Here is a 14,881-nt window from a genome sequence, read left to right as displayed (position 1 = left end):
TGAGTTAATTTAAGGTGTTCATTTTATCTAGCTTTTCAACTAAATCAAGTTTGATTGATTATATGTGAATCAATTGATGCTATTTATACAACTGTTTGGGTGTTGTATAGTCAAGCCTCACGAGCAATTAGTATTGGTCAGCTTCATGCGTCACCGCACTTCCACATCCAACCTATCAACGTCGTAGTCTTCAACGGCTCTTTAGTGGACATAAAGTCCAAGGGAAATCTTATCTTGAGGTAGGCTTCCCGCTTAGATGCTTTCAGCGGTTATCCCTTCCGAACATAGCTACCCGGCGATGCGACTGGCGTCACAACCGGTACACCAGAGGTTCGTCCACTCTGGTCCTCTCGTACTAGGAGCAGATCCTCTCAAATTTCCAGCGCCCACGGTAGATAGGGACCGAACTGTCTCACGACGTTCTAAACCCAGCTCGCGTACCTCTTTAAATGGCGAACAGCCATACCCTTGGGACCTGCTTCAGCCCCAGGATGAGATGAGCCGACATCGAGGTGCCAAACACCGCCGTCGATATGAACTCTTGGGCGGTATCAGCCTGTTATCCCCAGAGTACCTTTTATCCGTTGAGCGATGGCCCTTCCATACAGAACCACCGGATCACTAAGACCTACTTTCGTACCTGCTCGACTTGTGGGTCTCGCAGTTAAGCGCGCTTTTGCCTTTATACTCTACGCGTGATTTCCGACCACGCTGAGCGCACCTTCGTACTCCTCCGTTACTCTTTAGGAGGAGACCGCCCCAGTCAAACTACCCACCAGACATGGTCCTCGTCCCGGATAACGGGACAGAGTTAGAACCTCAATATTACCAGGGTGGTATTTCAAGATTGGCTCCACCGAAACTAGCGTCTCGGTTTCAAAGCCTCCCACCTATCCTACACAAGTAAGATCAAAGTTCAATGTCAAGCTGCAGTAAAGGTTCACGGGGTCTTTCCGTCTAGCCGCGGGTACACCGCATCTTCACGGCGATTTCGATTTCACTGAGCCTCTGCTGGAGACAGCGCCCCCATCATTATGCCATTCGTGCAGGTCGGAACTTACCCGACAAGGAATTTCGCTACCTTAGGACCGTTATAGTTACGGCCGCCGTTTACTGGGGCTTCGATCAAGAGCTTCGCTTACGCTAACCCCATCAATTAACCTTCCAGCACCGGGCAGGCATCACACCCTATACGTCCACTTTCGTGTTTGCAGAGTGCTATGTTTTTAATAAACAGTTGCAGGGGCCTGGTTTCTGTGGCTGCTCTCAGCTCAGGAAGCAAGTTCCATCACCAAAAGCAGCGTACCTTCTCCCGAAGTTACGGTACCATTTTGCCTAGTTCCTTCAGCAGAGTTCTCTCAAGCGCTTTGGTCTACTCGACCTGACCACCTGTGTCGGTTTCGGGTACGATTCCAGTGTAACTGAAGCTTAGAGACTTTTCCTGGAAGTATGGTATCAGCCACTTCACTGTACAAGTACAGCTTGCTGTCAGATCTCAGCATAGAGTACCCCGGATTTGCCTAAGATACATGCCTACTTCCTTTCACCTGGACAACCAACGCCAGGCTGACTTAACCTTCTCCGTCCTCTCATCGCATTACACTGAAGTATTGGAATATTAACCAATTTCCCATCGACTACGCCTCTCGGCCTCGCCTTAGGGGTCGACTCACCCAGCCCCGATTAACGTTGGACTGGAACCCTTGGTCTTTCAGCGAACGGGTTTTTCACCCGTTTTGTCGTTACTCACGTCAGCATTCGCACTTCTGATACCTCCAGCAGACTTCTCAATCCACCTTCATCGGCTTACAGAACGCTCCCCTACCACTTACACTAATGTGTAAATCCGCAGCTTCGGCATATAGTTTTAGCCCCGTTACATCTTCCGCGCAGGCCGACTCGACTAGTGAGCTATTACGCTTTCTTTAAAGGGTGGCTGCTTCTAAGCCAACCTCCTAGCTGTCTATGCCTTCCCACATCGTTTCCCACTTAACTATAATTTTGGGGCCTTAGCTGGCGGTCTGGATTGTTTTCCTCTTGACTACGGACGTTAGCACCCGCAGTCTGTCTCCCGGATAGTACTCATTGGTATTCGGAGTTTGCATCGGTTTGGTAAGTCGGGATGACCCCCTAGCCGAAACAGTGCTCTACCCCCAATGGTATTCGTCCGAGGCGCTACCTAAATAGCTTTCGGGGAGAACCAGCTATCACCGAGTTTGATTAGCCTTTCACCCCTATCCACAAGTCATCCCCTGGCTTTTCAACGACAGTGGGTTCGGTCCTCCAGTTAGTGTTACCCAACCTTCAACCTGCTCATGGATAGATCACCCGGTTTCGGGTCTACACCCAGCAACTAAACGCCCTATTAAGACTCGATTTCTCTACGGCTCCCCTAATCGGTTAACCTTGCTACTGAATGTAAGTCGCTGACCCATTATACAAAAGGTACGCAGTCACCAAACAAGTTGGCTCCCACTGCTTGTATGCATGCGGTTTCAGGATCTATTTCACTCCCCTCACAGGGGTTCTTTTCGCCTTTCCCTCACGGTACTGGTTCACTATCGGTCAGTCAGGAGTATTTAGCCTTGGAGGATGGTCCCCCCATATTCAGACAAGGTTTCACGTGCCTCGCCCTACTCGACATCATTATCTAAGCCCTTTCGTGTACAGGACTATCACCTACTATGGTCGCACTTCCCAGAGCGTTCCACTAAAGCTTAGATAACTTAATGGGCTTTTCCCCGTTCGCTCGCCGCTACTGAGGGAATCTCAATTGATTTCTTTTCCTAAGGGTACTGAGATGTTTCACTTCCCCTCGTTCGCCTCATAAACCTATGTATTCAGTTTATGATACCCGCCTTATAGCGGGTGGGTTTCCCCATTCAGAAATCTCCGGATCACAGGATATTTGCCGCCTCCCCGGAGCTTATCGCAGGCTATTACGTCTTTCATCGCCTCTGACTGCCAAGGCATCCACCACATGCACTTAATTACTTGACTATACAACCCCAAACAGTCGTTACACCTACAAGTCAGTGTAGCAACAAGATCCACCAGTAAACTGGCTTCTCTCACAGTTCGTTGTTCCGTGCACTTAAGCACTGTACAGCTTCAATTAGATTCATATACCAAAACGCTTGATTCAGTTAATTTCGCTAGTAACTCATTTCATTCAACTTTCACAATTGCTTGTTAGGTTAAATCAAACGAGTATGAACAAATTATTTCAACTCAAATATATTCTGTTAATGATTTTTTCCAGCCTTCGTCAGGTCAGGAAACTGTGATAAATCACAGAGCTTAATAACAATGGAGCGAATCATACGCCACTTTGTTGCTAAGCTCTATAACCTAAACACTTGATCGCTTAAGGACTAAGCTAACAATCGTTTGATTGTTTATTTTAGCTTCGTTCTTTATACATTCCGAAGGAATGTATGGTGGAGACTAGGAGAGTCGAACTCCTGACCTCCTGCGTGCAAAGCAGGCGCTCTACCAACTAAGCTAAGTCCCCAGCTTATCAATAAGTCAATGTTCTGATTTTCCGTACTTTGTCAGTAGTGGTGGGTCTGACAAGACTTGAACTTGTGACCCCACGCTTATCAAGCGTGTGCTCTAACCAACTGAGCTACAGACCCTCAGATACATCGTCATGAAGAACAACTTGTTGTGGATTCTTACCAATCGTCAATCTTTCGTTAAGGAGGTGATCCAGCCGCAGGTTCCCCTACGGCTACCTTGTTACGACTTCACCCCAGTCATCGGCCACACCGTGGTAAGCGTCCTCCTTACGGTTAGACTACCTACTTCTGGTGCAACAAACTCCCATGGTGTGACGGGCGGTGTGTACAAGGCCCGGGAACGTATTCACCGCGGCATTCTGATCCGCGATTACTAGCGATTCCGACTTCATGGAGTCGAGTTGCAGACTCCAATCCGGACTACGATCGGCTTTTTGAGATTAGCATCTCCTCGCGGAGTAGCAACCCTTTGTACCGACCATTGTAGCACGTGTGTAGCCCTGGTCGTAAGGGCCATGATGACTTGACGTCGTCCCCGCCTTCCTCCAGTTTGTCACTGGCAGTATCCTTAAAGTTCCCGGCTTAACCCGATGGCAAATAAGGAAAAGGGTTGCGCTCGTTGCGGGACTTAACCCAACATCTCACGACACGAGCTGACGACAGCCATGCAGCACCTGTATGTAAGTTCCCGAAGGCACCAATCCATCTCTGGAAAGTTCTTACTATGTCAAGACCAGGTAAGGTTCTTCGCGTTGCATCGAATTAAACCACATGCTCCACCGCTTGTGCGGGCCCCCGTCAATTCATTTGAGTTTTAGTCTTGCGACCGTACTCCCCAGGCGGTCTACTTATCGCGTTAGCTGCGCCACTAAAGCCTCAAAGGCCCCAACGGCTAGTAGACATCGTTTACGGCATGGACTACCAGGGTATCTAATCCTGTTTGCTCCCCATGCTTTCGTGCCTCAGCGTCAGTATTAGGCCAGATGGCTGCCTTCGCCATCGGTATTCCTCCAGATCTCTACGCATTTCACCGCTACACCTGGAATTCTACCATCCTCTCCCATACTCTAGCTTCCCAGTATCGAATGCAATTCCCAAGTTAAGCTCGGGGATTTCACATCCGACTTAAAAAGCCGCCTACGCACGCTTTACGCCCAGTAAATCCGATTAACGCTCGCACCCTCTGTATTACCGCGGCTGCTGGCACAGAGTTAGCCGGTGCTTATTCTGCGAGTAACGTCCACTATCTCTAGGTATTAACCAAAGTAGCCTCCTCCTCGCTTAAAGTGCTTTACAACCAAAAGGCCTTCTTCACACACGCGGCATGGCTGGATCAGGGTTCCCCCCATTGTCCAATATTCCCCACTGCTGCCTCCCGTAGGAGTCTGGGCCGTGTCTCAGTCCCAGTGTGGCGGATCATCCTCTCAGACCCGCTACAGATCGTCGCCTTGGTAGGCCTTTACCCCACCAACTAGCTAATCCGACTTAGGCTCATCTATTAGCGCAAGGTCCGAAGATCCCCTGCTTTCTCCCGTAGGACGTATGCGGTATTAGCATCCCTTTCGAAATGTTGTCCCCCACTAATAGGCAGATTCCTAAGCATTACTCACCCGTCCGCCGCTAGAAATCGGTAGCAAGCTACCTATTCCCGCTCGACTTGCATGTGTTAAGCCTGCCGCCAGCGTTCAATCTGAGCCATGATCAAACTCTTCAGTTTAAAATCAATAGTACATATAGTGTACCAATCTTGGCTCATCAATTACTGACAAAAATTTGCTCAAATAAACTTCGAGTAATTTCTACCATCAATCAATGAAAATAATTTCGATCAATCAATCAGTAAAAATCCACACAAGTTGTTCTTCACAATCTCTTAATGATTTTCTTAATACTTCGTCAGCAAATAAGAAAACAACATCAAACAACTAAAAACCTTACGTTTATCGCTGTCTGCGTTGGTATGCAGCGTATTCTATAGAGTTTCAAAACAAACACAAGCCCCTATCATAGAAATTTCTATAATATTTTGCTTGAGTGTATATTTTTTAAACTAAAAGCAATCTATTGCTTATTTAAAGATCAATATATCCTTATATTTTGCTTTATGAAAGACGAATTTTATAATTCTTGGTGATTTTTATATTCTTCAATCTAAAAAGCCCGTAATTCAACGGACTTTTCGAATATCACGGATTTTAAGAAAACTAATGAAGTTACAAAAGTGACTTTAGTTTGCTTGCTCAGCCAACCAACTCATAAATTTTTGTCGTTCAGCTTTACTAGCCTTCTGCCAAAGCTGAATTAATTGTTGATCTGCCCCATTTTGATGAACAGCTATATTTTTTGGAGCGACCACAGGAGCTGCCACGTTTGTTGGTTTTACATTTAAGGATTGTGCATAAACAGGTGCCGGTTGATTTTCTGGTACAGCTTCTTTCTTCGTAAAATCTACAGCATTACCTAAAACACCACTGGAGAAAATCGATTTTTGTTCTTTCTTCGCCCCAGCTTGCTGCACAAGTAATTGATTAGATCTGTCATACAAACCAAATATCGGTTGGTCTTTATATTTTTGCGCAGCATCAAAATCTTTTGGTGCATTGACTAGACCCAAACGATACTCTTGACCATCAATCAGTGCTGGAGTACGAATAGCGGCCACACCTGACTTTAAAATATCGTGAGAATTATCAGCATGTTGAAAAAATTCACTATAACGTACCGTTAATAGGTTTTCACCTGCATCTAGCTTATACTTCTCCGTAGATCGAAATAAACCACCAGTAACTTCTTGATCATTAACTGCAACTATTTTAATTTCTTCCGGAACAGTCAAAGTTACAGCTGCAAATCCGGCACTACTTAACATCAGCGCTGCAGCAGCAACAGTTAATCTTAAAGTCATCATTATCACTCTTTATCAATTATTTAGTTTCGAATGCACTATGCAATGCATATGTGACAATCTTATGACATCTAACAATCACTGTATATTTTGTTTCAAGACATTATTTTGATATTCATTAAAGAATTTTGCATATAAAAAAAGGATGCTCAAAGCATCCTTTTTAATTCATCACACCATCATTACTTGAATGTTTTGAATCGTTCTTCATCTGCAATAAAGGTTTTTTCACCTGCAGGTGCTTCAATCGAACCGAAAACAAGTTGTGCACGTAGTTTCCATTGATCTGGCACATCAAATGCCGCAGCTGTTTCAGCATCAACAATTGGATTGTAATGTTGCAATGATGCACCGATATTTTTTTCAGCCAAAGCCGTCCAAGTAGCAAATTGAGCAATCGCTGTTGAGTGTTCAGACCATACTGGGAAATTATCTGCATAAAGTGCAAATTGTTCTTGGAGAGCTTTTACTACAGCCTGATCTTCATAAAATAATGCTGTACCAAAACCTGCTGCAAAACTATTAATCTTGCCATTGGTTCCTTCAAATGCATCTGCAGGTACAATTTTACGTAACGTTTCACGTACGATATTCCAGAATTTTTGATGTGCATCACCAAACAGAATAACGACACGAGACGTTTGAGAGTTAAATGATGAAGGACTTAAACGTACAGCATCTTTAATGGTTTGCTCAATTTCATCTTGCGATAAAGTAACGTTATTACCAATAGAATAGATTGTGCGACGTTGTTCGATTTGATTCAAGAATGACATTACAAGACCTCTTTTTATTTTCAATTAGCTTACTAAATTGAGATTTATAATAGGTGAAGTTTTTAACCGTTGCATGACTATATTTACAACATTGTGTCTTATTTCTAGAACAATCAGTTGCAAGCATCTAAATACGTACAACCCACTTACATTCAGATTTTGGTTTCACTGTCTTTAGTACGGCAGAAATCAAAGCAACTTACAGAACATAGAAATTACTCATAAATTCTAAACTGATCTTGATCTTCTGGTTCTAAGCGTTCAGGCGCTTGGCCTTCAATTGAACCAAAGACCAACTGCGCACGTAGCAGCCATTGTTTTGAAATATTAAAGTGTTCGGCAACAGCATAATCAATGTGTGGATTATAGTGCTGTAAACATGCGCCTAGACCTGCATCTGCGATCGAAGTCCATACTGCGAATTGAGCCATGCCAGACGTTTGCTCCGACCACACTGGAAAATCTTCTGCACTTAATGGCACTTTCTTTTGTAATTGTTGAATCACAGCTTGATCTTCATAGAAAAGTACAGTTCCCAGGCCAGCTGCACACAGATCTATTTTGAGCGCCACACCTTCAAATATATAACTCGCAACATTCTTGCGTTGTACGTCTTTTACAATGTCCCAAAATTTTTGATGAGATTCGCCAAATAAAACCACAATACGTGTGCTTTGCGAATTATATGCAGATGGACAACTTCTTACAGACTCTTGAATCAGTTCCGCCAAATAAGCCTGACTATAATGTACCTTCTTTCCAAGCTCATAAATACTGCGACGTTTCTTTAGTTGGTCGACAAATGACGCTTCTACTTCTTGGTCAGTATTTTTCTTTTTTAATTTAAAATCTTTAGTGATATCCGCAGTCAATACATGACCAATTTTTTCGAGTAACGCCACCCTAAACACCCCAAAGCAATTTTTATATATAAACAACAATTCCTTACTTATTCTAAGGGTATATCAGGCTGAATTTTGACTATGATTTATTCACATGTTGCTTTTTAAATCAATCAGTAAGCTCAAAAACAAAAAACTCCGCATTTTGCGGAGTTTATGTGACATTTAACGCATTTTATTTATCAGTTTCAAATAATGCTGCGACAAATGATTTAGCTGAGAATGGACGTAAGTCATCAATTTTCTCACCTACGCCAATAAAACGAATTGGCACATGGGTACGGCTTGCAATATTAAATAACACACCACCTTTCGCAGTACCATCCAGTTTAGTAATGGTTAGACCTGTAAGCCCTACTGCCTCATCAAACATTTCAACTTGGTTAATGGCATTTTGACCTGTACCTGCATCAACCACCAACATCACTTCATGTGGAGCTGTAGCGTCAATTTTTTGCATTACACGTTTTACTTTAGACAACTCTTGCATGAGGTGTCCTTTGTTGTGTAAACGACCTGCAGTGTCTGCAATCAGCACATCTACGCCTTTTGCACGAGCACTTTCAAATGCATCAAAAATAACAGATGCAGAATCTGCACCATGACCTTGAGCCACAACGGCAATATTATTACGTTCACCCCAAATTTGTAATTGTTCTGTGGCTGCTGCACGGAATGTATCACCAGCAGCCAACATTACTTTTTTACCTTCACCTTGTAAGCGTTTCGCTAATTTACCAATCGTGGTGGTTTTACCCACACCATTTACACCAACAACCAAAATCACATACGGATTTTTATTGCTGTCGATATGTAGCGGTTTAACACGTGGTGCAAGTAATGCCACCAGTTCTTCTTGAAGCGCTTTATATAAAGAGTGCGAGTAAATTAAATCGCCACGTTCAGTACGTTCAGTTAAGTTCGCAATAATCGTTTTGGTTGCATCGACACCAATGTCAGCAACCAAAAGTTGCTCTTCAACTTCCTCTAAAAGTTCATCGTCAATTTCCTTCCCACCGATCAGGATATTCACCATACCGTCTGCCAAGTTCTTACGTGACTTTGCTAGACCTTCTTTCATACGACTAAAGAAGCCGCCTTTCACCTTCGAATCTTCAGTTTCTGACTCTGTTTCTTGTAATGGTGCAGCAACTTCTTGCTGTACTTTCGGTGTCTCGATAATCGGCACATTTACCGCAGGTAAACTCGGTAGCGTGACATCGTCATCACCGATATCAGCATCAATCAAAAATTTATTCTGCCCATGAGATTGCTGTTGCATGCCGAATCCTTGAAAAGCACTGCGTTAAAAAAACCGATTCTATCATAAGTTATCTTAAATTGAGTCGATACACGCCCGTCAGAGCGAAGCACACTAAAAAACAACATGTTGAACTTGCAATCAAAATTAACTTTAGGAAAACTAGATAGCTATAAAATGCATTTTAATGGATTCCTTTGTGTCCCATAAAAAAAGATTTTCTCCTTATTTTTTTAAAACTTTATTTCGTTCTGCGCTTCCTATCTGTGTCATCAGCAGTTGCCTTTGGTCTGCACCCAATCTACATGCAGACACACGTACCCAATTAACGCGAAGCACCTTTGAAACCACGCTTAAAAATGGCTTAAAGGTCATTATCCGTGAAGACCACCGTGCACCGATGGTAATGACCCATATTTGGTATCGTGTTGGCAGTAGTGATGAGTCGGGCAATCTATTAGGGATCTCTCATGCACTCGAACATATGATGTTTAAAGGAACCACTAAAGTTCCTAATGATGAATTTACACGTCTCAGCCGTATCTATGGCGGCAGCATCAACGCTGCAACCTTTACCAATTACACCAATTATTATCAGTTGTATCCTAAAGCCTACTTCCCTATGGCGCTGGAGCTCGAAGCGGATCGTATGAGTAATTTACGATTACAACAACAAGATTTCGAACCTGAAATTAAAGTGGTTATGGAAGAACGCCGTCAGCGCACAGATGACAACCCTCGTTCTTTGGCTTATGAACGTTTCAAATGGATTTCTTATCCAACCAGTCACTATCGTCAACCCGTCATTGGACATATGAAAAATCTGCAAAACATCAAATTAGCAGATTTAAAACAATGGTATAAAGATTGGTATACCCCGAACAATGCCATTTTGGTGATTGTTGGTGATGTCGATGCCGAAGCAGCCATTCGTCAAGTTCAAAAATACTTTGGTGATATTCCATCACGCAAAACACCTGATCGTAACGATGTGAGGGAATTCGAGCGTGTGGGCTATCGTCATATGGAACTAAATTTACCCGTACAAGTGCCCAATTTGTATATGGCGTGGAATGTACGCTCACTGGCTACCGCCAAAAACCCACAAGATGCTTATGCACTCAATATTATTCGCAATATTTTAGACAGTGGGATCTCATCTCGCCTACAAGACAAACTGGTACGAGATAGAAAATTACTCACGGCTGTAAGCGTTTCTTATGATCCATACAATCGTGGAGACAGCTTGTTTACCATTTCAGCACTCCCTGCCGATGGAATCAAAATGGAACAAGCGCAAAAAGCCATACAAGATGAAATCGACACTTTAAAAACAGAATTAGTCAAAACACCTGAAGTTGAACGTATCACCACACGTTTTGTCTCCAATTTAGTCTATAACCAAGATGACATCAGTAGCCAAGCCAAGACAATCGGCAACTTAGAAGTCAATGGACTCAGTTTCAGGCTAATGGACGAATTACCAAAACTATATGAAAACGTCAGCGCACAGGATATTCAACGTGTCGCAAATGCGTATTTTGTCCGAGAAAATTTAAGCACCATGTATCTACTTCCAGAACAGACGGAGGTTCCAACAACCTCAAATAAAACAGATCAAACAGTAAAATCCGCTCAAACGGAAGTTGTTATTCCAGAGCAACAAATCAGCTCAACCCAAAACACTGAAAGCGTCTTGTAAGGATTAGTGATGACTATTACGAAAATTTTATCTCTAAGCTTACTCACTGCGTTTGGCTCAATCCTTCATGCAGAAACTTATAAGGAAAATGTTCCCGACCTCAACGATAACCAGAGCCAATTACAATCTATCCCCATGCTGCAAAGTTTAAAGAATTTACAGATTGATAAAGACTACCGTGCTCCGCTTGTTCAAGTGCTGAAAAACCGAAATGGCGTAAATAGCCTGTTTGTTGAATCACAAGATCTACCTATGGTGGATATTCAACTGACCTTTAATGCAGGTTCTGCTCGTGATGAAGAAGTCGGAAAAGGCTTGTATGGTGTTGCCAACATGGCTGCACGTTTAATCGATGAAGGCACAGAAAAATACAATGCAACGCAAATTGCCTCGGTTTTTGACCAAACAGGTGCTCAATTTAGCGTACAAGCACATCGAGATATGTTTGTCGTTCGGCTACGCGTATTGTCAGACCCTAAAAAATTAGAACCTGCTTTAAGTATGATGATGGACGTGATTAAAAATGCGACTTTCAAAACCTCTAGCCTAAACTTAGCTCTCAGCAATAACCAAGCTGGTCAGAAGCAACTCCAAGAAAGCCCAATTCGCTTAATGAATATTCGTTTCTATCGGGCTGTATACGGCACACACCCATATGCAGAACCGATTACTGGAACCAATGGCAGTATCAAAAAAATCACCCCTGACATTTTAAAGAAGTTTCGTAATCAATTTTTAGTTGCTCAAAACATGAATATTGCCATTACAGGCAAACTCAGCAAAAAAGAAGCACAAAACCTTGCAGAACGTATTTCCGGAAACTTAAACCAAGGTGAAAAAGCTAAGGCACTTGCACAACCAGAAGAAAAACAAGGGTTTGATATCATCCATCTTCCCTACAATTCCACCCAAGCCAACATCATGTTTGGACATTTAGGAACGACACGTGATAACAAAGATCGATTAGCCCTAGAAGTAGCCAATCGAATGTTTGGTGGTGGAGGTTTTAACTCGATCCTCATGCAAGAGCTTCGCGTTAAACGTGGCTATACTTATGGTGCCTATAGTGCATTTAGCTTTAGCCAAGCACCTGGTATCTTTAGCTTTAGCTATGGAACACGTCAAAATCAGCTAATAGATAGTATCCGAGTGGCACACAAGGCTTTTAATGATTTTGTCAAAATGCCTATTGATCAAAAACAAATGGAAGAAACCAAAGCAGGCATGCTGCGTGCTTTTCCAAATAATTACAGCAGTAATGCAACGATCAATGCACAGCTTGGTCTATTGGGCTTTTATCAACAAGACCCAGATTATTTGACACAGTACCCTAAATTATTGGAAAAAATAACTGTAACTGATGTACAAAATGCGGTTCGTACTTACATGCACCCTGAAAATATAACTGTGATTGTGGTGAGCAAAACCTTAGATAAAAATGAAGTACAGCAGATATTGGAGAAGAATGTACAAGCAGCTCCAACCAAGATAATCCCTACAACTAAAGCTGTTCCTCTGCCAAAGCCGGAAGTTGATGTGCTCGCACAGACTCCATCTGATAAGCATGCATCAATTTAAGATAAGCACCCACACGAATGCGATCTTGCTGTCTCAGCAGCATCGCCATTTCCTGTGTTTCAGGATAACTTTGCTGCAACGCAAGTCGTGACACGTTTTGGTATTGCTGTACAGAAATAGGACGATATAAGGCAATCACAGCCAATACCAAAATCACCACGATCATGACTGAAACAAAGATATTATAAATTTGCTCAAGCTGTATTTTAGATTTGAATTGAATAATTTTTTCTAAATCAATAGTCATACACTACCTCAGGTTCAAAGTAGTGTATGGCTGACGTTCAAGAAGTTCAAGTCACAGCGCTTAAAACTGCATCAGTTCACCTTTTCAGTCTGTGAGTTAGCTAAACAATTTAATGAATAATGGTACGTATCACCGCAAAATAAAGAATTAATGCAATAATCGCCAAAACGATAAATACTGCAAAAATACTCATTCCACCTTCTGCATGCGCAGGATGTAAATCATCATCATCGGCGATTTTGAGTAATTCGCCATTATATGCATTGTAAAATTCTAAGCGCTGTCCCTTATCTAAATCCCGTGTGAAATCATATACACGTTTGCGCTGTGCCAAACCAAAATCCCCTAAATGAATTTCTTGATGAAAAATTGCTTCATCAAGATTGCGACGATGTAGATGTGCCAACTCCACAATTTGCGCTAATGTCGGAGGATAATCTAAAGTTAAACCGTCTAAAACTCTTGTCATTTTACTTCTCCTTATTATCTACAACTTCTTATGATAGTATTTTACTCACGAAAACAATTGTCCATTGTTTAATCATGTAAACTATAGCAAATTAGAAATATTTACGTGAATAGTTGACAATTCAAGATAATTGTAATATTAGTTTAATAATACTTAGTTAAATTAGTTAATAGGGCTAAAGAATGGGCCCTTAATGATCATAATTAGAATAAGGAGTTAAATATGATTCAACAATTCTCTCAACATGAACTCGAACATGTATACGCAAATGCGGTAAACACAATTCAATCTCAAATGAACTTCAGCGATGCAGTTCATGAATTGGAAGATGCAGCTCGTGCTGGACATGGTAAAGCAGCGTTATTTTTGGCTGAACTTTATTATCAAGGCTTCCGCGTAGAACGTGACTCACTCAAAGCGCAATATTGGCAGAACATGGCCACCTTGCAAGCATAACAAAACGTCACTAAGGTGGCGTTTTTTACACCCTTCAACTTTTAACTACATAAATTCTTACAATCAAGTTCAAAGCTTACACAGCTTTTTCATAAGAATTTCCTACAATAGGAGCAACATCAACAACACGCTGCATATGATGTCTAAATTAAAGCAATATAAACCTATTCCAAAAGATTTATTTTATAAAATTAGTATTTTAAAAACCATGATGTACTGTGGAGTCCTTTGGGGTCTCTACCACCAACAAGGTTGGGCAATGACCAGCGATCAAGATCATATTATATTCCCGTTTTGGCTAAATGGCATTCAAGCGCATAAATATGCCAAAAAGCATTGGCCCAACTACACTCCACGACGCATTACATCACAAGATTTTGAGGCATCGCTATTACCGACATTAACACGTCTTAAAGTTATCCCTGCGTTGCATAGCTCTAGCCACATCCGTCTCAAGCTCACAACCTCGCAAATGCGTTTATTCTTTTTTAACCAAAATAAGATTCAAATAGCATAAAACCCTCAGTGCATGTTTGACCCCAACATGCACTGAAAAGTATTTGCTTTTTTCAAATTTCGCGCTAATTTAAATTAAACAAAAACTACTATAAAGGAATGAAAATATGACTACAGTTGCCCAAGTACTTAAAGACAAAGCTTATCAAGAAATCTACACCATCACTCCAGATGCGACTGTACTCGAAGCCATTTCCCTAATGGCACAAAAAGGCATTGGTGCCCTCGTTGTGACCCATGAAGGCACAGTTGTTGGGATTTTGTCTGAGCGTGATTACACACGTAAAATCGCCCTGATGGAAAGAACATCTTTCGATACCTCTGTCAGCGAAATTATGACGGGTAGTGTCATCACCGTGACAAGTGCCGCGACTGTCGAAGAATGTTTAGAACTTATGACAGATCGCCATTTACGTCATTTACCTGTCGTTGAGGAACAGAAATTAACCGGCTTAATCTCCATCGGCGACCTTGTAAAAGCAGCAATGGATGATCAACGCAAACTGATCGAACAACTTCAACAATATATTTCAGGCTAAACTTAAAAA

Annotated in this window: 10 protein-coding genes, 2 tRNA genes, 2 rRNA genes and 1 pseudogene; 5 read left to right on the top strand and 10 right to left on the bottom strand. The window is 42.2% G+C overall.

Features of this window, described 5'->3' with window-relative positions; genetic code table 11:
* Positions 1 to 106 precede the first annotated feature (106 nt).
* The 8 genes from G0029_RS07145 to ftsY form a co-directional block, all read right to left on the bottom strand.
* A 23S ribosomal RNA gene (locus tag G0029_RS07145) occupies positions 107 to 3,000 on the bottom strand.
* A 438-nt stretch (positions 3,001 to 3,438) separates the two neighbouring features.
* Positions 3,439 to 3,514: transfer RNA gene (locus G0029_RS07140), tRNA-Ala, on the bottom strand.
* A gap of 47 nt (positions 3,515 to 3,561) precedes the next feature.
* Positions 3,562 to 3,638, bottom strand: a tRNA-Ile gene (locus G0029_RS07135).
* 61 nt (positions 3,639 to 3,699) lie between these two features.
* Positions 3,700 to 5,238: ribosomal RNA gene (locus tag G0029_RS07130) — 16S ribosomal RNA — on the bottom strand.
* Together the 16S and 23S rRNA genes with 2 tRNA genes alongside form the textbook arrangement of a ribosomal RNA operon.
* A 510-nt stretch (positions 5,239 to 5,748) precedes the next feature.
* On the bottom strand, positions 5,749 to 6,426 hold the full coding sequence (locus G0029_RS07125) for a DUF2057 domain-containing protein (RefSeq protein WP_180107536.1): 678 nt from the start codon (positions 6,424 to 6,426) through the stop codon (positions 5,749 to 5,751).
* 182 nt (positions 6,427 to 6,608) lie between these two features.
* Positions 6,609 to 7,202: a nitroreductase family protein gene (locus tag G0029_RS07120; protein WP_180035761.1), complete on the bottom strand. Its 594-nt coding sequence runs from the start codon at positions 7,200 to 7,202 to the stop codon at positions 6,609 to 6,611.
* Between the two features lie 215 nt (positions 7,203 to 7,417).
* A complete protein-coding gene (locus G0029_RS07115; RefSeq protein ID WP_180110176.1) occupies positions 7,418 to 8,104 on the bottom strand; it encodes a nitroreductase family protein in 687 nt (228 codons plus the stop codon).
* A 175-nt stretch (positions 8,105 to 8,279) separates the two neighbouring features.
* The gene (gene ftsY, locus G0029_RS07110) at positions 8,280 to 9,386 is read right to left on the bottom strand and encodes a signal recognition particle-docking protein FtsY (protein ID WP_180007272.1); all 1,107 of its coding nucleotides are present in this window, start codon (positions 9,384 to 9,386) and stop codon (positions 8,280 to 8,282) included.
* A gap of 250 nt (positions 9,387 to 9,636) precedes the next feature.
* Between ftsY and G0029_RS07105 the strand changes: the two are divergent.
* Both G0029_RS07105 and G0029_RS07100 read left to right on the top strand, forming a co-directional pair.
* Positions 9,637 to 10,950 (top strand): annotated as a pseudogene (locus G0029_RS07105) (M16 family metallopeptidase); the annotation flags it as partial.
* 123 nt (positions 10,951 to 11,073) lie between these two features.
* Complete coding sequence (locus tag G0029_RS07100; RefSeq protein ID WP_373685022.1) at positions 11,074 to 12,645, top strand: M16 family metallopeptidase; 1,572 nt, start codon at positions 11,074 to 11,076, stop codon at positions 12,643 to 12,645.
* On the opposite strand, the gene G0029_RS07095 is transcribed toward G0029_RS07100, so the two are convergent.
* Both G0029_RS07095 and G0029_RS07090 read right to left on the bottom strand, forming a co-directional pair.
* Positions 12,569 to 12,892, bottom strand: coding sequence for a hypothetical protein (locus G0029_RS07095; RefSeq protein WP_078193898.1), 324 nt, complete (start codon positions 12,890 to 12,892; stop codon positions 12,569 to 12,571). The two genes, G0029_RS07100 and G0029_RS07095, sit on opposite strands and share 77 nt — an antisense overlap.
* Positions 12,893 to 13,001: 109 nt before the next feature.
* A complete protein-coding gene (locus G0029_RS07090; protein ID WP_180023554.1) occupies positions 13,002 to 13,361 on the bottom strand; it encodes a hypothetical protein in 360 nt (119 codons plus the stop codon).
* Positions 13,362 to 13,583: 222 nt separating this feature from the next.
* Here G0029_RS07090 and G0029_RS07085 point away from each other — a divergent pair, with 222 nt between their 5' ends.
* The 3 genes from G0029_RS07085 to G0029_RS07075 all read left to right on the top strand — a co-directional run bounded on the left by G0029_RS07085 (position 13,584) and on the right by G0029_RS07075 (position 14,872).
* Positions 13,584 to 13,817, top strand: a complete 234-nt coding sequence (locus tag G0029_RS07085) for a hypothetical protein (RefSeq protein ID WP_078188494.1) — start codon at positions 13,584 to 13,586, stop codon at positions 13,815 to 13,817.
* 139 nt (positions 13,818 to 13,956) lie between these two features.
* Positions 13,957 to 14,334 carry a DUF2750 domain-containing protein gene (locus G0029_RS07080; RefSeq protein WP_180107412.1) on the top strand — a complete coding sequence of 126 codons (378 nt, stop codon included), beginning with the start codon at positions 13,957 to 13,959 and terminating at the stop codon, positions 14,332 to 14,334.
* 106 nt (positions 14,335 to 14,440) lie between these two features.
* Positions 14,441 to 14,872: a CBS domain-containing protein gene (locus G0029_RS07075; RefSeq protein WP_078193901.1), complete on the top strand. Its 432-nt coding sequence runs from the start codon at positions 14,441 to 14,443 to the stop codon at positions 14,870 to 14,872.
* Positions 14,873 to 14,881: the final 9 nt, after the last annotated feature.

The sequence above is a fragment of the Acinetobacter sp. YH12138 genome (assembly GCF_015218525.1).
Classification (GTDB): Bacteria; Pseudomonadota; Gammaproteobacteria; order Pseudomonadales; family Moraxellaceae; genus Acinetobacter; species Acinetobacter amyesii.
Note: the sequence above shows the minus strand (reverse complement) of the source record. Positions and strands in the feature narration are given on the sequence as shown.